Here is an 18,651-nt window from a genome sequence, read left to right on the forward strand (position 1 = left end):
TGGTCCTGTGCGGACTGAAGCGCCTCGGTGAGGCGCTGTTCCTCGGGGTGAGAGAGCTCCCGGCCCTGGATCATGCGGGTCTCGGTGTGAAGGGTCAATCCCCGCATTGCGGCAGGCCGCGCGCATCGCGCGCTCCGCGCCTTCGTGATCGGGTGGTGGGGCCGTGATGTGATAGGCATCACCGCTCAGCCCATAGCCCAGCACTTCGGCATAAATCTTGGCACCACGGGCCTTCGCGTGCTCGTACTCCTCAAGAACGACAATCCCCGCACCCTCGCCCATTACGAACCCGTCACGGTCTTTGTCCCACGGACGGCTGGCTTTGGTTGGATCTTCGTTATGCTTTGTGCTCAGCGCTTTGCACGCGTTGAAACCGGCAATTCCCAATTCGCAAATCGCGGCCTCGGCACCGCCGGCAATCATCACATCGGCATCACCATGCTGGATCAGCCGCGATGCATCACCGATGGCATGGGCACCGGTCGAACAGGCCGTGACAACCGCGTGGTTGGGGCCACGGAAGCCGTATTTTATGGAAACCTGACCCGAAATCAGGTTGATCAGCGCACCGGGCACAAAGAAAGGCGACACACGGCGCGGGCCTTTTTCAGCCATCATAACGGCGGTATTCGCGATTGAATTCAAACCACCGATACCAGAGCCGATCATCACGCCTGTGCGCTCTTGGTCCTCACGGTCCTCTGGGGTCCAGCCCGCATCCTCAATGGCCTGCTGCGCGGCTGCCATGCCGAAAATGATGAATGTATCAACCTTGCGTTGTTCCTTGGGGTCCAGATACATGTCCGCGTTGAACGTCCCGTCTGATCCGTCACCCAAGGGCACTTCGCAGGCGTACTGTGTGGTCAACCGGCTGGGATCAAAACCGGTAATCGTCCCGGCACCTGACCGGCCATCCAAGATCCGTTCCCAGGATTTTTCAACACCGTCCGCAAGGGGCGTGACCAACCCCAGACCTGTCACAACAACACGACGCATATAATGCCCTCACCTCTTGGCGTATTTAGCGCCACTGATAGCCCAGCGACGGGGCGAGGGGCAAGTGCGGCGATTGCGATCGGCAAGGATCGCACGGGGATGTCTAACTACAACTGAATATCAGCGACGCGGAATCTGAACCGCGAAATGCAAAACGGCGCCCCAAGAGGCGCCGTGTCGCAAAATCAGTCGAAGGGCTTACTTGGCACCGTCGATGAACTTAACAGCGTCACCGAAAGTCTGGATGGTCTCGGCAGCGTCATCGGGGATTTCGATCCCGAACTCTTCTTCAAAAGCCATAACCAGCTCGACAGTGTCCAGGCTGTCAGCGCCCAGATCATCAATAAAGGACGCAGCTTCCGTCACTTTGTCTTCTTCAACACCAAGATGCTCAACAACAATCTTGCGTACGCGGTCTGCAACGTCGCTCATATCAAATCCTTACGTTTCTGTGGGCTTTGGCCCGTTGTTCACCGGGCTTACGCCCATTTCTATGCGCCCATACCGGGCCACAATCGTATCTGACCTGCACAACATTTGACGTAGCGTCACATGCGCTGTTCAGCAAATCTGCGAGGCCTATAACAGAGAAAAGCGCATTGGCAAACGCTTTCGGCCATCGAAAGTGACGACTTGCTAGATCATGGCCATACCACCGTTCACATGCAAGGTCGTACCGGTAACATAAGCGGCCTCAGGGCTTGAAAGATAGAGCACCGCCGCCGCGATTTCCTCGGCCTCTCCCATGCGTCCCGCAGGTACTTGCGTCAAAATACCGGACTTTTGCTCGTCCGTCAGTTTATCGGTCATCGCAGTGGTGATAAAGCCCGGTGCCACGCAATTCACGGTGATCCCGCGGCTGGCCACCTCATAGGCGATCGACTTGGACATGCCCACCATCCCCGCCTTGGACGCCGCATAGTTCGCCTGCCCGGGATTGCCGGTCGCACCGACAACGGACGAGATATTCACGATCCGTCCCCAGCGGGATTTCATCATCCCGCGGATCACACCCTTGCACAGGCGCATGGTCGACGTCAGGTTCACTTCGAGAACCGACGACCACTCCTCATCCGACATTCGCATGAAAAGATTGTCGCGCGTGATGCCTGCATTGTTGACCAGCACATCGACCGATCCCATCGCCTCGGCTGCCTGTTTCGGCAGGGCAGTCACGGCCTCTGCATCACTCAGATTGCACGGCAGGACATACGCGCGTTCTCCCAGTGATGCCGCCAGCTCTTCAAGCGGCGCAACGCGGGTACCAGACAAGGCAACAGTTGCGCCTGCATCATAAAGGGCTTTCGCAATGGCCCCACCGATGCCACCGGAAGCACCTGTAACCAACGCATTCTTTCCTTTCAGATCAAACATTTACAAACCCTTCTTTATTTATCCGTTTATCGCGGCAACCGCCGCGGTCACATCATCCGGCGTACCGACTGCCGCCGTCGCCAGCCCGCGGTCAATACGCTTGATCATTCCCGACAGGGCCTTGCCCGCGCCAATCTCGTAAACCTCGGTGACACCTTGGGCTGCCATGTAGATCACACTTTCACGCCAACGCACCGAGCCCGTGACCTGCTCAACCAAAAGCGCACTGATCTGCGCGCCGTCCGACACGGCCTCGGCCCGCACATTCGCGACAACGGGCACCTTGGGGTCTGCAATCTCGACATCCGCCAAAGCGCGGGCCATCGCATCGCCAGCAGGCTGCATCAGGCTGCAGTGGAAGGGCGCACTGACTGGCAGCAAAAGGGCACGTTTTGCACCCTTTGCCTTGGCAATATCGACGGCGCGCTCGACGGCTGCTTTGTGTCCGGACACGACCACCTGCGCAGGGTCGTTGTCATTCGCCGCCTGACACACTTCGCCCTGGGCTGCTTCTGCTGCAACGTCTTGCACCGTTGCAAAATCAAGACCCAGTATCGCCGCCATAGCACCCACGCCAACCGGCACAGCCTCTTGCATGGCGGCACCACGGGCGCGCAGCAAACGGGCCGTATCAGCTACGGAAAACGAACCGGCAGCAGCAAGTGCAGAATATTCGCCCAAAGAATGGCCCGCCACAAAAGCCGCAGCCTCTATCGTCACGCCTTCCGCTTCCAACGCCCGCATCGCTGCCATGGATGTGGCCATCAGTGCAGGCTGCGCATTTGCCGTCAGGGTCAGCTCTTCAATGTCGCCGTCCCAGATCAACCCCGAAAGATCCTGCGCCAACGCTTCATCCACCTCATCAAAGACAGCTTTTGCCGCCGGATAGGCGGCGGCAAGCGCCTTGCCCATACCGATGGTCTGTGCCCCCTGCCCGGGAAATACAAATGCGCGCATGGAACGCTCCCTTTTGTTACCTTTTGTTGCCTGACGCTTACCGCGCCGCGCCCGCGCGCACAAGCAGACACGCATCCTTCAGATCGCCCATGCACAAAGCCAACGCGCCTATGCACACAGTATCGTCTTTGCGCCCAATCCAGACATGCTACCTGACGTGTGAAACAACATCGGAGTTCGCCATGTCCGGCACAAAGGCCGCCACCTACGGCACCGTCACAAAAACCTTTCACTGGCTCACAGCCCTTTTGATCCTCACGGTCATCCCGCTGGGGGCTGTCGCCAACCGGCTACCCTATGAGACGAACGAACAACTCGCGTTCAAGGCGCAGTTGTTCTCGTTTCACAAAACGCTGGGGGTAATCATCTTTGCGGTGGCCCTCGGGCGGATCATCTGGGCGCTGACCCAAACCAAACCGGCCACTTTGCATCCCGAACGCAAGGTCGAGACGAGGCTGGCGGACCTTGTGCATTGGCTGCTCTATATTTCTCTCGTTGCGGTCCCCCTGACCGGCTGGATTCATCACGCCGCAACAGAGGGCTTTGCGCCGTTCCTTTTGCCGATCAGCCAGGATCTGCCCTTCGTGCCCAATGACGAAAGCGTTGCAAAGCTCTTTGCAGGTCTGCACTGGGTCTTTAGCAGGATCATGGTGGGTGCCATTCTGCTGCACGTTGCCGGGGCGCTCAAACACCATTTTATCGACAAAGATGCCACCTTGCGCCGGATGTGGTTCGGACCCGCGATCGCAACAAGCGGGATACATCACAGCAGCCTGGTCGCACCTGTCGCAGCCGTCGCTGTCTACATCGCGGCAACGGCAGTCGGTTCAGCCGCAGGTCTCTACACGGAAAAATCAGATAGAGCGCAAGCCGACCTTGCCGCAGTCACTTCCGAATGGACCGTGACCGAAGGCGAAATTGCCCTCACGATCACCCAGTTCGGCAACCCCGTGACAGGCACCTTCAACGACTGGACCTCTGCTATCAGCTTTGATGAAAACGCGACCGGCGTTCTGGGGGCAGTGGAAACGACCATCGCCATCGGCTCGCTCCAGATCGGCTCGGTCACAAGCAACGCATTAGAGCCGGATTTCTTTCATGCAGACAGCTTCCCGACAGCCGTTTTTGCCGCGGATATCATCCCTGACGGTGACAGCTATATTGCCGAGGGGACGCTGACGATCAAAGATGTGACAGCGCCGCTCAGCCTGCCGTTCACGCTGACACTCGCTGACGACATGGCGCAGATGGAAGGGTCCGTGGTGATCGACCGCCGCACCTTCGCCATCGGGCAAAGCATGAGCGACGAAACCAATCTCGACTTTGCGGTAACCGTCGACATCGCACTCACGGCGACACGATAGGCACGAAAAAGGCCGCTTCCCTGCAAGGGGAAGCGGCCTGAAGCATAACAAGTTCTTTGATTGGTTTTATTCAGCCTGCATCGCTTCGATGGAAATCATGATCTCGACTTCATCACTGACGAAGGGCGCAAAAGCACCAACTTCAAAGTCGGACCGCAAAAGCGTTGTCGTTGCGTCAAAGCCGGCCCATGGCTTTCCTTCCATTGGATGATCACCAACCTGATTGAGCTTGGCATCAAGTACGACTGCTTTCGTGACACCATTCAGCGTCAGATCGCCGGTAATCAGGGCAGTCTCGTCGCCGGTCACTTCGATTGATGTCGATGTGAATGTTACCATCTCATCTTCTGCCGCTGCAAAAAAATCACCGCTCATGAAGTGGTCAAAGCGGGCTTCCCACCCTGTCAGCATCGCGCGGACCGGAAAGGACACGTTCACCGAAGATGCAGCAGGATTTTCCTGATCGAAGGCAATCTGACCTTCAAAGCCAGAGAACATGCCGTATGTCGTTGAATAGCCAAGGTGTTCGTAGGAAAAAACGATCTGGCTGTGGCTGGCGTCCAGAACATAGTCGGTGGAGGTTGCGAAGGCTGGCGTCGTGAGTGTCGCTGCAGCAAGTGCCGCAGATGCGATAAGGGTTTTCATAGTCTAGCTCCATGTATGTAAGTGTGCATGGGTGTCAGTTAGACTATCGCTCGGCGGTGCATAGCTTCAAAAATGAACAGAACTTGTTCGCCTGTACGTAACTCACGATCCAAGTGCTGCGGCAGGCATCGCACTCTTTCCCAAGGCTGGCGGTGATCCCGCCAAAACATCTTCCCCCAAAAGATCCCGTACCAAACGATCACGCAAGGTCAGCAACTGCGCCTCTGTGCCAGTGGCAACTGCGATCGTCTGACGCGTATCAAGATAACCAAGCAATAAATGCATCTGGTCTGCTTCCTGATCAGGCACCAAAAAAATGCCTCCGATCTCGTCGAATGTATACGCGGCAACGGTCGTGGACTTGCCTGAGCGGTTGCAAGCAACCTCGCGAATTTCTTTCAGGCGCGTGTCAATGTGCAGCTCGGTCACTGCGCCGCGACTGGCAAACCACAAGAGATATCCCCCCGCAGCCGCCATCAACGTTGCGGCACCAATCCGTATGACCCCCGCACCGCCGTCGAAAAAGAGGACGGGCAACACCAGTACGCCCAAGGCCGCCGTCATCAGGCACACCCCGAAGAAAAAACAAAGCGCCTGCACGAACATCACCGAAACCGGCGCGCTTTTTCGGGGGCGCACCTTATACCCCCAGAACACCTCTTCGGTTGCAAACGGGATCGTCCGGGTAATATCGCCCGTGAAATCTGCCGGGGACGCATCCATATCTGTCATCTGCCCACTCCATCTTTTTTATGCTATTACCATCCCTATCAAACACTGCGGTAAAAGGGGCAGGCCGAAAGCCGGATCAAGAAATTCCGGAATGTTGCCAGAACGCTGCTTATCTTGGGCCCTCAAGTCTTGCATCACCCCGATTGCCCTGTATAAGGCGACATCCTTGCTGCAAAATGTATGAACTGCGCAGCCTCTCGTGGATGGGACGCACGCAAGGTTAAACGCCCATCCTTTGAAATGCGCCGATATATGAACTGGAGTTCACATGCCGCTATATGAGCATGTCATGATTGCGCGTCAGGACTTGTCCAACACGCAAGCAGAAGGCCTTATCGAACATTTCGGAACCGTTCTCGCCGACAACGGCGGCAAGTTGCTGGAAAACGAATACTGGGGCGTCAAGACGATGGCCTACAAGATCAACAAGAACCGCAAAGGGCACTATGCCTTTCTGCGCACAGACGCCCCCGCCCCTGCCGTGCAGGAAATGGAACGCCTGATGCGCCTGCACGAAGACGTCATGCGCGTGCTGACCATCAAGGTCGACGCCCATGAAGAAGGCCCCTCCGTGCAGATGCAGAAACGCGAAGAACGTGGCGAACGCCGCGAGCGCCGCTAACCGTTGATCAGATAAGGACACTCAAATCATGGCAACCAAACCATTTTTCCGCCGTCGCAAGTCCGATCCGTTCGAGGGCGATAATGCCCCAAAGATCGACTACAAAGACACCCGCCTCTTGCAGCGCTACATCTCCGAGCGCGGCAAGATCGTTCCCGCCCGTATCACCGCTGTCGGTGCAAAGAACCAGCGTGCTCTCGCCCGTGCGATCAAGCGTGCCCGTTTCCTTGCCCTGCTGCCATACGCCGTAAAATAAGGACATCATCCCATGGATATCATCCTACTTGAACGCGTCGCAAAGCTGGGCCAGATGGGCGAAGTCGTTTCCGTCAAGGACGGCTACGCACGCAACTTTCTGCTGCCGCAAGGCAAAGCACTGCGCGTGAACACGGCCAACCTTGCCCGTTTCGAAGCCGAAAAAGCACAGATGGAAGTACGCAATCTCGAGACCAAGAAAGAAGCCGACGCAATGGCGGCAAAACTTGATGGTCAAAAGTTCATCGTGATCCGCTCCGCTTCCGATGCAGGGTCGCTTTATGGTTCGGTCACGACACGTGACGCTGCCGAAGCTGCAACAAAGGCTGGCTTCTCGGTCGACAAGAAGCAGGTTGTTCTGCGTGGCGCGATCAAAGAACTGGGTCTGCATGACGTGACCGTCAAGCTGCACCCCGAAGTCGAAGCCACGATCACACTGAACGTTGCACGTTCCGTCGAAGAGGCCCAACTGCAGGAAGCCGGCAAATCCATCGCTGAACAGGCCGCAGAAGAAGAAGCGGCTGCTGAATTCGAAATTCAGGAACTGTTCGAAGATATCGGCGCCGCTGCATCCGACGACGAAGAACTGGCTGAAACCGCCGGTGTCGAAGCAGAAGAAGACAAAGAGTAATCTTGTCGCATCTTAAAATGCTGAAAGGCCGCTCCTGATTGGGGGCGGCCTTTTTTGTATTTTCGGGCCTGTTTATCGTTTCTTAGGGTGCGCGGGTCACTGTGCTGGCAGAACAGAAAGGACACATCATGCATAAACTCTGGATCAGTCTCGCCCTCCTTCTTGCCAACAGCCCTGCCCTGCACGCCGATGAAATGAAGAAGGCTTTGCAGTCCTATTTGGACGAACATATCACGGCTTGGGTCCATGACCCGATTCTGGTTATGGCCATTCGGGCGCAAAACGCTGAAACTGCAGGCTACGATCAGGCCAAGATCGACGAATTGGACCAGCTTTGGCGTGGTTTCGTCGGAGTCAATGATGCTGAAATCATAGCAAATGTCATCGCAAACCCTGCTGCCGATTTTTTGCGCAGGCAAGTCACGCAATCCAACGGTGCCATTACAGAGGCATTTGTGATGGACGCCCGCGGGCTGAACGTCGCTGCCTCGGTCCCGACTTCGGATTATTGGCAAGGCGATGAGGCCAAGTTCCTGCAAACCTATCCGGTGGGCAATGCAGCGGTCCACATCAGTGATGTCGAACTTGATAGGTCCACCCAAGAGGTCCAAGGCCAAGTTTCCATGACAATTGTCGATCAGACAACCGGAGATGCCGTCGGGGCAATCACGGTCGGGATCAACTTGACCGAGCTAATGTAAAACCCGCAAAGCACACCGGTTTTAATCAGCCAGATACCAGTTTTCACGCCTACTGCATGATGCCCAACAAAAAAGGGCGCCCCAAGGGCGCCCTTTTAGTACCGTTATGTGAAGAAGTTACTCTTCTTCGAGCTTTTCTACGGCCTTTTGCAGGTCATCCTTGCTGACCTCTTTATCTGTCATCGCAGCCTGCTCGAAGATGTGGTCGACGACTTTGTCTTCAAACATCGGGGCCTGAAGCTGCTGGCGGAACTGTGCGTTCTGCTGCACGAACTCAAAGAACTGGCGTTCCTGACCGGGGTACTGGCGCGCCTGGTTCATGATGGCTTGTGTCATTTCCTGATCAGAGACCTTCACCTCGGCCTTCTGACCGATATCCGCCAATAGAAGGCCCAGTTTCACGCGGCGCTCTGCCAGCTTGATGTGCTCGTCTGACGGTTCGATCTCTGGGTGGTCATGGCCCTCAACCTCGGGGTTTTCCTCGTGCCACAGCTGGTGCGCAATCTGGTTCGCCTCTGCTTCAACCAATGACGCAGGCAAGTCGAACTTAACCTCTTGGTCCAGCGCATCCAGCAGGCTGCGCTTGGCAACTGCACGGGATGCCCCCGTATATTCCGCTTCCAGACGTTCTGTGATTTGCGCCTTCAACGCATCCAGATCCTCTGCGCCGAATTTCTTGGCCAGCTCGTCATCCAGATTCGGTTTCTTGGGGCCTTTGACTTCCTTGATGGTGCAGGTGAACACGGCCTTCTTGCCAGCCAGGTTTTCGGCCTGATAATCCTCGGGGAATGTGACCTCGACGTCTTTCTCGTCTCCGGCTTTCACCTTCAGCAGGCCATCTTCGAAACCGGGGATGAAAGAGTTGGAGCCCAGCACGAGCGGGTAATCTTCCGCAGCGCCACCTTCAAACGGCTCACCATCCACTTTACCAACAAAATCGAAAACGACCTGATCACCGTCTTTGGCTTGGGTTTTCTTCGGCTCGTATTCCACCGCTTGCGGGCTATCGGCCAGGTTATCAAGGGCTTCCTTGACCGAATCCTCATCCGCCTTCACGACCAAACGCTCGAGCTTGATCTTGCTGAAATCGACGTCTGCAATCTCTGGCAGATTTTCGTAAGACACCGAAATCTCGACATCGTCGCCTTCTTTCCAGTCATCGTTGGTCATCTTGATTTCGGGCTGGGCGGCAGGGCGATCGCCGGTTTCCTCAAGATGCGAAGACAGTGCGCCGTCGATGGCTTCCTGCATGCTTTCACCCATCAGACGCTGGCCAAACTGCTTGCGCAGCAATGCCATGGGAACTTTTCCCTTGCGGAAACCTTTCATCTCGACGGTGGGCTGGGCTTCTTTCAGCTTTTCTTCAACCTTGGTATCCAGTTCAGCCGCCGTGACGGTGATCGCATAACCGCGCTTGAGGCCTTCGTTCAGGGTCTCGGTGACCTTCATGTGCTGTCCTTCTTTTTCAACTTTGGTGCGGGTGAAGGGACTTGAACCCCCACGCCTTGCGGCGCCAGAACCTAAATCTGGTGCGTCTACCAATTCCGCCACACCCGCATGATCAAAGGGGGCAGGTTTTAGGCCTGCCCCCGGTTGCGGGGTGTCTAGCAAAGGAAAGCGGAGGATGCGAGAGGAAAAATCGCCCTCAAATGCCCAAGGAACGAAAGACGTTCGGCAATTCATCTGGCAAGTCCTCGGCGATCAGGCCGGGGCCAAAGGACAGGGCGCATTCGGTATGCAGCCAAGCACCCGTTTCCGCCGCCTGCATCGGGCTGAAACCGCGCGCCAAAAGGCCTGCGATGAACCCTGCCAGCACGTCACCTGAACCGGCCGTCGCCAGCGACGGGGCCGCGCGTTCGTAAACGGATGCGTTGATGCGACACCGCCCAGATGGGTCCGCAATGACCGTGTCCGGCCCCTTGTAAAGCACCACGCAACCCGCCCGTTCTGCTGCCTCGCGCGTGGCGTCGACCTTGGAATAGGCCGGGCCCTTGGTTGCTGGTGCTGCCAACTTTGCTGCGATATCGGGAAACAACCGCCCGAACTCTCCGGCATGTGGCGTCAAGACACAGTGGTCATGCAGCAACGCAAACAAAGGCGCATCGCGCCCGATAAGCGTCAAGGCATCCGCATCTAGAACCATCGGCCGTCCGCTTTTCAAGCCAGCCTCGACAAGATCCCGGCTTTCATCGCTCACACCCAAACCGGGCCCGAGGCAAAGTGCATTGATGCGGGGATCACTCAACGCATCTTCAAGCGCCGCAGCATCCCTGATCTTGCGCAACATGATCGCATTCAATTGCGCTGCATTCTCGATCAGCGCCGCTGGCGGGCAACCGACCGTCACGGCCCCTGCCCCCGCCCGCAGCGCACCACGCGCCGTCAGGCGCGCTGCCCCGCCCTTGCCGACACCGCCCGAAAGGACCAGCGCATGACCGTGCGTATATTTATGTGCCATTTCAGAGCGGGCCAGACTGTTTGTCGGCCCGGTCACGCTTTTCACAATTTCGGGGTTTGATTGCGCTGACAGACCAATATCAACAACGACAGTCTTGCCTGATTTAGTTGGACCCCACGACAGGACATGACCCAGTTTCATCCGATGAAAGGCGACAGTCAGACCGGCGAGAACTGTTTCGGCCGAACGCCCAAGTTCACGGCCGCTATCGCTGCACAGGCCGGATGGTACGTCAATTGCAACTGTCTTCGTGGCAACCCGAGGATCAGCAGCGCGGTCCGCAACCCAATCCAACACGGCACCGGCCAACGGTCTGACCAAACCCGTTCCGAACAAGGCATCAACGTAAAGATCTGCCTCGTCATCAAAGCGAGTAACTTGGTCAAAACAGGCAACTGTCCCCAACCGCGCCCACCGCTCACAATTGATCTTGGCATCCGGCGGCAACTTGTCGGCATCTCCATACAGAAAAACGGCCACACTCCACCCCGCCTCTTTCAGCAGCCGCGCAACGACAAACCCATCGCCGCCATTATTCCCCGGCCCACACAGCACCACCGCGCGATGCGCCCCGCTTGCCAACTTTGGCCATTCCGCAAAGACTGCCTCAACAACCCCGCGCCCTGCACGCTCCATCAACTCCAGTCCGGTCACCTCGCCAGAGGCAATTGCAGCCTCTTCGATGGCGCGCATTTGAGCAGCAGTCAGCAGATCGGTCATGGTTTCAGCACCCAAAGTTATTAAACCGCCCGTAAAGCACGCGAGTTGCATAAAATTTAAGCAAAACGTCGCCTTTCGCTTGGCCAGCTTGCCATCAGGTTCCGCTACGAATTGTCCCTATGCAAGAGAAATGGTCTGACCACTGACGAAACACCAAAGGGGAGTCGCGGGCCGATGAAAAAGATCGAAGCGATTATTAAACCGTTCAAACTCGACGAAGTGAAAGAAGCGTTGCAAGAAGTCGGCGTTCAGGGCCTTTCCGTCGTCGAAGTCAAAGGCTTCGGCCGACAAAAAGGCCATACAGAACTGTACCGTGGCGCTGAATACGTCGTTGATTTCCTGCCAAAGGTGAAAATCGAGGTGGTCCTGTCGGAGGATCAGGTCGATGGCGCAATCGAAGCGATCATTGGCGCCGCAAAAACCGACAAGATCGGTGACGGCAAAATTTTTGTCTCGCCTGTCGAACAAGCCATCCGCATCCGGACCGGTGAAACCGGCGACGAAGCGCTTTAATCTAAACGACTCTACAAAAAAGGGACATCCTAGATGGACAACAAAGCTGTTCTCAAACTGATCAAAGACGAGGAAGCCGACTACGTCGACATCCGCTTTACTGATCCACGCGGCAAACTGCAGCACGTCACTGTTGTGGCAGATCTGGTCGACGAAGACTTTCTTGAAGAAGGGTTCATGTTTGATGGATCCTCTATCGCTGGCTGGAAATCCATCGACCAGTCCGACATGAAGCTGATGCCACAGGCTGAAAGTGCCTATGTCGATCCGTTCTATGCCGAAAAGACAGTCTGCATTAATTGCAACATCGTTGAACCCGACACGATGGAACCCTACAGCCGTGACCCACGCGGTACCGCAGTCAAGGCCGAAGAATACCTCAAATCAACCGGTATCGGTGATGTTTCCTACTGGGGCCCGGAAGCCGAATTCTTTGTCTTTGACGATGTGCGCTTCAGCGTCTCCATGAACAAGGTGTCCTACGAAGTCGACGCCATCGACGGCGCGTGGAACACAGACACCGAATACGAAATGGGCAACACCGGCCACCGCCCCGGCATCAAGGGCGGCTATTTCCCTGTGAACCCCATCGACGATGCGCAGGAAATGCGCTCCGAGATGCTGTCCACGATGAAGCGCATGGGCATGAAGGTCGACAAGCACCACCACGAAGTGGCGTCTTGCCAGCACGAACTGGGCATGATCTTCGGGTCGCTGACACATCAGGCCGATGAGCTTCAGAAATACAAATATGTCATCCACAATGTGGCACAGGCCTACGGCAAATCAGCCACATTCATGCCCAAGCCGATCGCTGGCGATAACGGTACGGGCATGCACGTGAACATGTCGATCTTCAAAGAAGGCAAGCCGATTTTCTCGGGCGACAAATATGCCGATCTGTCGCAGGAAGCACTCTACTTCATCGGTGGTATTCTCAAGCACGCAAAAGCACTGAACGCGATCACCAACCCGTCAACCAACAGCTATAAGCGTCTGATCCCGGGTTTCGAAGCCCCTGTTCTGCGCGCATACTCTGCACGCAACCGGTCGGGCTGTGTCCGTATTCCATGGGCAGAAAACCCCAAAGCCAAGCGCGTCGAGGCCCGTTTCCCCGACCCGGCTGCAAACCCTTACCTTTGCTTTGCAGCCTTGCTGATGGCTGGCCTTGACGGCATCAAGAACAAGATCGATCCGGGTCCGTCCTCCGACAAAGACCTCTATGATCTGCCACCAGAAGAACTGGCCGCGATCCCGACCGTCTGCGGTTCCTTGCGCGAAGCTCTCGAAGCTCTCGAAGCAGATCACGACTTCCTGCTGGCCGGTGACGTCTTCACCAAAGACCAGTTGGAAGGTTACATGGAGCTCAAGTGGGAAGAAGTTTACGCCTACGAGCACACCCCACACCCGATTGAATACAAGCTGTACTACAGCTGCTAATTCCCATGGTTCAGGAAAGCCCCGTCAGAGCAATCTGGCGGGGCTTTTTGTTTCCGAAACCATGACTTGCGATTTTTCCTTCGCAGACCAAAGCGCTCCGTGCTAGCGTTCACGACAAATCAGTTCACAAAGTTGACATCTTAAGGAAATTGAAAGTTGGCCGACTATTCCATCTGGGTCCTTGGTGAATCGCAGATTTCAATCACCGGCGGTGTGTCACTTGATGGCATCACCCAAGGCGACGGCAGCCATCTTGTCGGCGAGTTCATTACCATAAATACCATTGCCGCATCAGAAATCTTTATCTCGGATGCCGGATCCGAGACAAATTTTGCCGACAACGATTCAGGTCAACGCCTTGATGGCGCACAAACCGTTGATGGCACGACCTTTGCCGATAACACTGTGATCGAGGCAGAATACCAAATCATCCTGCGCGATGATGCAACAGGGATCGAATACACGGCGATTGCCGTTAATATCAACGATTCAAGCCCCTCATACGCCACAGTGGAAGCAATAGCGTTTATTGATACACCACCTCCAGCAGGTGTTTCGCTCAGGGTTGTCAGCACCAGTGAAGGCCCTTCCAATGGCGGGCCTAATGTCATTGATGAATCGCGCCTTGTGCCCATCTGTTTTTGCGAAGGCACCGCCATACAAACCAACTCTGGTCCCCGAAAAGTCGAGACTCTCGCCCCCGATGATCAGGTGCTGCGCAGTGACGGGACATTCGCCACACTTCGGCGCATATTCTGCGCCAAAGTGGCCGAGGATGATCTGGCCAAAAACCCCAGGCTCTTCCCTGTCCGCATCAGTGCTGGTACTCTCGGTGGCGGACTTCCCGAGCGCGACTTGCTGGTGTCGCGGCAGCATCGCATGTTGGCGTCTTCGAATATTGCGCAGCGGATGTTCGGAACAGATGAAGTTCTTATTTCAGCCATCAAGCTGACAGCCCTACCGGGCATCTTTGTCGATACCGGCGTGACCAAGGTGGAATATTACCATCTGCTTTTCGACACACATGAAATCATACTTGCCGAAGGGGCTCCGACAGAAAGCCTGTTCACCGGACCAGAAGCCTTGAAAGCCGTAGCCCCCGATGCGCGCCGCGAGATCATCACACTTTTTCCAGACATTGCCGAAAACCGTTATGAGGCGATACCGGCACGATTGATCCCTTCGGGCGCGTCGCAAAAGAAATTTGTGGCACGCCATGCAAAGAACGAAAAACCGCTTCGGATGACCTAGAGCGCAGTGCCACCAACGGCTTCGAAGTGACCGATGCGGTGAAAGCCCTGCGCGCCGAAACCGCGGACATGCGACACGTCGCCAAAGCGCGCTATCTTGACTCTCGAAATGACAATGTTTGTCTATCCTTGATCCATTCCAGAGGCATGAAATGATGAAGTTCCCTCTCACGCTTGCGTTGGCCGCGTCTGCTCTGCCAGCCTTTGCCGATATCACGGTCAGCCATGGCTATTCCACCTTTGGCGATCTCAAATACGGGCCGGATTTCACGCATTTCGACTATGCCAATCCCGATGCCCCACAAGGTGGCACCATGAGCCAGCGCCAGCTTTTCGGCACGCCTACCTTTGACAGCCTCAACGCCTTCATCATCAAGGGCGACGGCGCACCCGAAGTCAGCGTGCACATCTATGACAGCCTCATGGTGCGGGCGAATGATGAACCCGATGCGCTTTACGGCCTGATCGCCGAAACCATCGAATACCCCGCCGATCTGTCCTATGTCGCCTTCAACATGCGACCGGAGGCGCGGTTTCACGATGGCGCACCGGTGACTGCACAGGATGTTGTGTTTACAATCAATGCGCTAAAGACCGAAGGGCATCCCTACTATCGCAACCTGCTGGCCGATGTGATCAGCGCAGAGGCCGAAAGCGACCTGCGTGTGCGGTTTGACCTCGCCCCCGGTGGTGGCAGCGGGTTGCTGGGCAGCATCGCGGAACTGGCCATATTGCCGGAACATTTCTATGACACTGTCCCTTTCGGCGAAAGCTGGATGGATATCCCGCTGGGGTCCGGCCCCTACGAGGTGACACAGGTGGATGCGCCACGTGCCATCACATTTTGCAAAAACCCCGACTATTGGGCGGCAGACCTGCCCGTGAACGCAGGGCGCAACAATTTTGAGTGCTTCAATTACGAATATTTCGTCGATGATACCGTGGGGCTCGAAGCCTTCGCCGCGGGCGCGTATCACATGCGCGTCGAATACCGCTCGGCCTCTTGGGCGACGGGTTATGATTTTCCCGCGGCTCAGGCGGGCTGGGTCAAGCAGATGCTGATCCCCGATGGCCGCCCCGCCAACGCCCAAGGCATCTGGTTCAACATGCGCAATCCGGTCCTGCAAGACATCCGCGTGCGCCAAGCCCTTGAATACGCGTTCAATTATGAATGGACCAACGAAACCATCTTTTACGGCACCTACACCCGCACCGACAGTTTCTTTGAAAACACAGATATGCAGGCGACCGGCATCCCCGAAGGCGCCGAACTGGCCCTGCTCAATGTATTCCGCGATCAACTGCCGCCCGAGATTTTCAGTGAGCCCGCCCATATTCCAAACCCCGGTGGCCCCCGCCCACGCGACCGCGACGACCTGCGCGCAGCGGCAGAACTTTTGGATGCCGCTGGCTGGACTGTCGGCGACGATGGTATCCGTCGAAATGCCGCTGGCGACATGATGAATCTGGAATTTCCCGACAGCAGCCGCAGTCTCGAGCGGATCATGATCCCCTACACCGAAAACCTCAAAGCGCTTGGCATAGATGTGACCTTCGAGGTGATCGACCCCAGTTCATGGACCCAGCGCCGTCAGGCCTTTGATTTTGATCTATCCTCGACGGCATGGTCGGTGCAGACGACACCGGGCGCTGAACTGCGCGCCTTTTACGGGTCAGCCGCAGCTCAGGCCGAGGGCAGCAACAACCTGACAGGCTTGGCTGATCCTGTTGTCGATGCACTGATCGAACGCGTGGTCATGGCCAACACCCGCGAAGAACTGACCACAGCCGTCCGTGCCTTGGACCGTGTGCTGCGGTCAAAACACATCTGGATCGGCGGCTGGAACCTTGGCGCGCATCGCGTGGCGGTCTGGGATATCTTCGGGATACCCCAAGAACCCGCGCCCTATGACTTCTTTCGCAATGTCGATTTCTGGTGGTTTAACCGCGAAAACTATGCCCGCCTTGTTGCCGAAGGCGCACTGAGCGGCGGGCTCTGACAAGCCCATGAAACCGGTAACACCCCTCACCTTGCTGCGAGAACATGCTGCAAGGGTTGCAGTGCCGCTTTTGCACGGTCATTTGTTTGATCAACAACAAAGAGGGACCGACAGATGCCAACCGAAAAGCTCACATTCGAAGGGCATGCGGGCCACACACTCGCTGCCCGCCTTGATCTGCCCAATGGGCCACATTTAGCGACGGCGCTTTTCGCGCACTGCTTCACCTGTTCCAAGGACATCACCGCCGCACGCCGGATCGCCGCACGCCTATCGTCAATGGGAATCGCGGTCTTGCGGTTCGATTTCACCGGCCTTGGCCATTCCGAGGGCGAATTCGAAAACACCAGCTTTACCTCCAACGTCGACGACCTGATCGCAGCCTACGAAGCGCTGGATGGACGCGGCATGGCGCCGTCGCTGATCATCGGGCATTCACTGGGCGGTGCGGCAGTGCTGAAAGCCGCCCCCATGATGAAAAGCATCAAAGCGGTCGTCACGATCGGCGCGCCCTTTGATCCATCCCACGTTACCCACAATTTCGCTGATGCGATCCCGCAGATCATGGCCGATGGCGCGGCGGACGTGTCGCTGGGCGGTCGCCCCTTTCGTATCGGAAAGGACTTTGTCACGGATATCCGCGAGGCTGCGCTGCGTCCTGCTATCGCCACACTGGGCGCGGCACTTCTGGTATTACATGCCCCGCGCGATGCGGTGGTCGGGGTCGAAAATGCCTCGGACATCTTTCTTGCCGCAAAACATCCCAAAAGCTTCGTCACCCTTGATGATGCAGATCACCTGATCACCGATCCGGCAGATGCCGAATATGCCGCTGATGTCATTGTGGCATGGTCCATGCGCTACCTGAAATTGCCCGCACCCAAGGAACACCCCGCCGCCCCGGAAGGTGTGACGCGCGTGACAGAGGCCGACGCGGACGGATTTTTGCAAGATGTGCAATCCGGCCCGCATCATGTGCTGGCGGACGAACCCAAAAAATTCGGCGGCACCAACAAGGGGATGACCCCTTACGGGCTTGTCTCGGCGGGTCTCGGGGCCTGCACATCCATGACGATCCGCATGTATGCGCGGCGCAAGGGCTGGCCGCTGGCCGGTGTCAGCGTCGATATCACCCATGCCAAGGAACATGCGGCGGACGCCGCCGATCCGGGTGCAAAAGTCGATCATTTCGACCGTACCATCCGCCTTGAAGGGGACCTGAGCAAGGAACAACGCGACAAGCTGCTTGAGATCGCGGACAAATGCCCTGTCCACCGCACGCTTGAACGATCCTCGACAGTGACAACCCATCTGGCATGAAAAAAGGCGCTGTGAATAGCAGCGCCTTTCTCAATATTGATCGTGGCGGTTTACGAACGGGCTTTGCCGATCAGCTTCCACACACCGGGAACCAACAGCGCGGCAAGGCCCAGCTTGAGCGCATCACCGATCAGGAATGGCACAAGGCCCACACTCACGGCCCAAGTCAGGCTGTTGCCGTAAAGAACACTCAGCCAAGCCACACCGGGCAGATAGATCAGCGCATTAGCGATCAACAATGCACCGCCCATCATCAAAACCGAGCGGTCCCAACCAGCACGCGCCGCAAAACCCAGCGCCAGCGTCGCCAGTACATAGCCCATCAGGTAACCGCCTGTGCTGCCCATCATGTAAGAAAGACCGTTCAGATCAGCGGTCGAGCTTTGAAACACATCAAAGCCCAGCATCCCCACGATCATATAGCCCATAATCGTTGTCAGCCCCAGACGCGGCCCATAAGTGGCGCCAATCGTCAGCACCGCAAATGTGCCCATGTTCATGGCGACAGGGCTTCCGGGCACGGGCACCTTGATCTTGGCAAGAATGGCCAATGCCACAATCCCCAGAACCACCATCAGCACCTGCTTGACGCGCAATGCGGTGCCTTCGGACGGGCCGAAGACCTCTGTCAGAACTTTATCGTTGCGTGCGAGGGCCATGTGCCGCTCTCCCC

The 18,651-nt window shown here is 56.7% G+C and carries 19 protein-coding genes and 1 tRNA gene; 10 read left to right on the forward strand and 10 right to left on the reverse strand.

Features of this window, described 5'->3' with window-relative positions:
• The 4 genes from R6T97_RS06310 to fabD form a co-directional block, all read right to left on the reverse strand.
• The coding region (locus tag R6T97_RS06310; protein WP_410348446.1) for a beta-ketoacyl-ACP synthase II at positions 1–996 on the reverse strand (996 nt) is incomplete at its 3' end.
• Positions 997–1,194: 198 nt separating this feature from the next.
• Positions 1,195–1,428, reverse strand: a complete 234-nt coding sequence (locus tag R6T97_RS06315) for an acyl carrier protein (protein ID WP_100367011.1) — start codon at positions 1,426–1,428, stop codon at positions 1,195–1,197.
• Positions 1,429–1,632: 204 nt separating this feature from the next.
• Positions 1,633–2,370, reverse strand: a complete 738-nt coding sequence (fabG, locus tag R6T97_RS06320; protein ID WP_410348447.1) for a 3-oxoacyl-[acyl-carrier-protein] reductase — start codon at positions 2,368–2,370, stop codon at positions 1,633–1,635.
• Between the two features lie 18 nt (positions 2,371–2,388).
• Positions 2,389–3,327 (reverse strand): ACP S-malonyltransferase, encoded by a 939-nt coding sequence (fabD, locus tag R6T97_RS06325; RefSeq protein WP_410348448.1) that lies wholly within the window; start codon positions 3,325–3,327, stop codon positions 2,389–2,391.
• A gap of 182 nt (positions 3,328–3,509) precedes the next feature.
• On the opposite strand from fabD, the gene R6T97_RS06330 reads away from it, so the two are divergent.
• Positions 3,510–4,691, forward strand: coding sequence for a cytochrome b/b6 domain-containing protein (locus R6T97_RS06330; protein ID WP_410348449.1), 1,182 nt, complete (start codon positions 3,510–3,512; stop codon positions 4,689–4,691).
• Positions 4,692–4,757: 66 nt separating this feature from the next.
• Here R6T97_RS06330 and R6T97_RS06335 read toward each other — a convergent pair whose 3' ends face one another.
• Both R6T97_RS06335 and R6T97_RS06340 read right to left on the reverse strand, forming a co-directional pair.
• A complete protein-coding gene (locus R6T97_RS06335; protein ID WP_410348450.1) occupies positions 4,758–5,336 on the reverse strand; it encodes a YceI family protein in 579 nt (192 codons plus the stop codon).
• Between the two features lie 102 nt (positions 5,337–5,438).
• Positions 5,439–6,068 carry a hypothetical protein gene (locus R6T97_RS06340; protein ID WP_410348451.1) on the reverse strand — a complete coding sequence of 210 codons (630 nt, stop codon included), beginning with the start codon at positions 6,066–6,068 and terminating at the stop codon, positions 5,439–5,441.
• 268 nt (positions 6,069–6,336) lie between these two features.
• On the opposite strand from R6T97_RS06340, the gene rpsF reads away from it, so the two are divergent.
• The 4 genes from rpsF to R6T97_RS06360 all read left to right on the forward strand — a co-directional run bounded on the left by rpsF (position 6,337) and on the right by R6T97_RS06360 (position 8,277).
• Positions 6,337–6,690 carry a 30S ribosomal protein S6 gene (gene rpsF / locus R6T97_RS06345; RefSeq protein ID WP_410348452.1) on the forward strand — a complete coding sequence of 118 codons (354 nt, stop codon included), beginning with the start codon at positions 6,337–6,339 and terminating at the stop codon, positions 6,688–6,690.
• A 28-nt stretch (positions 6,691–6,718) separates the two neighbouring features.
• Entirely contained in the window at positions 6,719–6,946 is a 228-nt protein-coding gene (gene rpsR / locus R6T97_RS06350; RefSeq protein WP_008235217.1) for a 30S ribosomal protein S18, read from the forward strand.
• A 12-nt stretch (positions 6,947–6,958) separates the two neighbouring features.
• Positions 6,959–7,576 (forward strand): 50S ribosomal protein L9, encoded by a 618-nt coding sequence (rplI, locus tag R6T97_RS06355; RefSeq protein ID WP_410348453.1) that lies wholly within the window; start codon positions 6,959–6,961, stop codon positions 7,574–7,576.
• Between the two features lie 128 nt (positions 7,577–7,704).
• Positions 7,705–8,277, forward strand: coding sequence for a hypothetical protein (locus R6T97_RS06360; RefSeq protein ID WP_410348454.1), 573 nt, complete (start codon positions 7,705–7,707; stop codon positions 8,275–8,277).
• A 117-nt stretch (positions 8,278–8,394) separates the two neighbouring features.
• Here the strand turns inward: R6T97_RS06360 and tig are convergent, their stop codons facing one another.
• The 3 genes from tig to R6T97_RS06375 all read right to left on the reverse strand — a co-directional run bounded on the left by tig (position 8,395) and on the right by R6T97_RS06375 (position 11,455).
• Positions 8,395–9,726 (reverse strand): trigger factor, encoded by a 1,332-nt coding sequence (tig, locus tag R6T97_RS06365; RefSeq protein WP_410348455.1) that lies wholly within the window; start codon positions 9,724–9,726, stop codon positions 8,395–8,397.
• Between the two features lie 23 nt (positions 9,727–9,749).
• Positions 9,750–9,834, reverse strand: a tRNA-Leu gene (locus R6T97_RS06370).
• Between the two features lie 88 nt (positions 9,835–9,922).
• Positions 9,923–11,455 (reverse strand): NAD(P)H-hydrate dehydratase, encoded by a 1,533-nt coding sequence (locus R6T97_RS06375; RefSeq protein ID WP_410348456.1) that lies wholly within the window; start codon positions 11,453–11,455, stop codon positions 9,923–9,925.
• A gap of 174 nt (positions 11,456–11,629) precedes the next feature.
• On the opposite strand from R6T97_RS06375, the gene R6T97_RS06380 reads away from it, so the two are divergent.
• The 5 genes from R6T97_RS06380 to R6T97_RS06400 all read left to right on the forward strand — a co-directional run bounded on the left by R6T97_RS06380 (position 11,630) and on the right by R6T97_RS06400 (position 17,978).
• Positions 11,630–11,968: a P-II family nitrogen regulator gene (locus R6T97_RS06380; RefSeq protein WP_410348457.1), complete on the forward strand. Its 339-nt coding sequence runs from the start codon at positions 11,630–11,632 to the stop codon at positions 11,966–11,968.
• Positions 11,969–12,001: 33 nt separating this feature from the next.
• A complete protein-coding gene (glnA, locus tag R6T97_RS06385) occupies positions 12,002–13,408 on the forward strand; it encodes a type I glutamate--ammonia ligase (protein ID WP_410348458.1) in 1,407 nt (468 codons plus the stop codon).
• A 156-nt stretch (positions 13,409–13,564) separates the two neighbouring features.
• A complete protein-coding gene (locus R6T97_RS06390; RefSeq protein ID WP_410348459.1) occupies positions 13,565–14,659 on the forward strand; it encodes a Hint domain-containing protein in 1,095 nt (364 codons plus the stop codon).
• Between the two features lie 151 nt (positions 14,660–14,810).
• Positions 14,811–16,658, forward strand: a complete 1,848-nt coding sequence (locus R6T97_RS06395; RefSeq protein ID WP_410348460.1) for an extracellular solute-binding protein — start codon at positions 14,811–14,813, stop codon at positions 16,656–16,658.
• Between the two features lie 114 nt (positions 16,659–16,772).
• Complete coding sequence (locus R6T97_RS06400; protein ID WP_410348461.1) at positions 16,773–17,978, forward strand: alpha/beta fold hydrolase; 1,206 nt, start codon at positions 16,773–16,775, stop codon at positions 17,976–17,978.
• A 50-nt stretch (positions 17,979–18,028) separates the two neighbouring features.
• Here the strand turns inward: R6T97_RS06400 and R6T97_RS06405 are convergent, their stop codons facing one another.
• The gene (locus tag R6T97_RS06405) at positions 18,029–18,637 is read right to left on the reverse strand and encodes a biotin transporter BioY (protein ID WP_410348462.1); all 609 of its coding nucleotides are present in this window, start codon (positions 18,635–18,637) and stop codon (positions 18,029–18,031) included.
• Positions 18,638–18,651 lie beyond the last annotated feature (14 nt).

The organism is Yoonia sp. (assembly GCF_046498525.1).
In the GTDB taxonomy this organism is placed as follows: domain Bacteria; phylum Pseudomonadota; class Alphaproteobacteria; order Rhodobacterales; family Rhodobacteraceae; genus Yoonia.

Bases quoted from the DNA above. Each gene is read 5' to 3' on its own strand.
- R6T97_RS06315 (WP_100367011.1), bottom strand. From the start codon at position 1,428: ATGAGCGACGTTGCAGACCGCGTACGCAAGATTGTTGTTGAGCATCTT.
- R6T97_RS06340 (WP_410348451.1), bottom strand. From the start codon at position 6,068: ATGACAGATATGGATGCGTCCCCGGCAGATTTCACGGGCGATATTACC.
- R6T97_RS06395 (WP_410348460.1), top strand. From the start codon at position 14,811: ATGATGAAGTTCCCTCTCACGCTTGCGTTGGCCGCGTCTGCTCTGCCA.
- R6T97_RS06375 (WP_410348456.1), bottom strand. From the start codon at position 11,455: ATGACCGATCTGCTGACTGCTGCTCAAATGCGCGCCATCGAAGAGGCT.
- rplI (WP_410348453.1), top strand. From the start codon at position 6,959: ATGGATATCATCCTACTTGAACGCGTCGCAAAGCTGGGCCAGATGGGC.
- tig (WP_410348455.1), bottom strand. From the start codon at position 9,726: ATGAAGGTCACCGAGACCCTGAACGAAGGCCTCAAGCGCGGTTATGCG.
- R6T97_RS06335 (WP_410348450.1), bottom strand. From the start codon at position 5,336: ATGAAAACCCTTATCGCATCTGCGGCACTTGCTGCAGCGACACTCACG.
- glnA (WP_410348458.1), top strand. From the start codon at position 12,002: ATGGACAACAAAGCTGTTCTCAAACTGATCAAAGACGAGGAAGCCGAC.
- rpsF (WP_410348452.1), top strand. From the start codon at position 6,337: ATGCCGCTATATGAGCATGTCATGATTGCGCGTCAGGACTTGTCCAAC.
- R6T97_RS06330 (WP_410348449.1), top strand. From the start codon at position 3,510: ATGTCCGGCACAAAGGCCGCCACCTACGGCACCGTCACAAAAACCTTT.
- rpsR (WP_008235217.1), top strand. From the start codon at position 6,719: ATGGCAACCAAACCATTTTTCCGCCGTCGCAAGTCCGATCCGTTCGAG.
- R6T97_RS06400 (WP_410348461.1), top strand. From the start codon at position 16,773: ATGCCAACCGAAAAGCTCACATTCGAAGGGCATGCGGGCCACACACTC.
- fabD (WP_410348448.1), bottom strand. From the start codon at position 3,327: ATGCGCGCATTTGTATTTCCCGGGCAGGGGGCACAGACCATCGGTATG.
- R6T97_RS06360 (WP_410348454.1), top strand. From the start codon at position 7,705: ATGCATAAACTCTGGATCAGTCTCGCCCTCCTTCTTGCCAACAGCCCT.
- R6T97_RS06405 (WP_410348462.1), bottom strand. From the start codon at position 18,637: ATGGCCCTCGCACGCAACGATAAAGTTCTGACAGAGGTCTTCGGCCCG.
- fabG (WP_410348447.1), bottom strand. From the start codon at position 2,370: ATGTTTGATCTGAAAGGAAAGAATGCGTTGGTTACAGGTGCTTCCGGT.
- R6T97_RS06380 (WP_410348457.1), top strand. From the start codon at position 11,630: ATGAAAAAGATCGAAGCGATTATTAAACCGTTCAAACTCGACGAAGTG.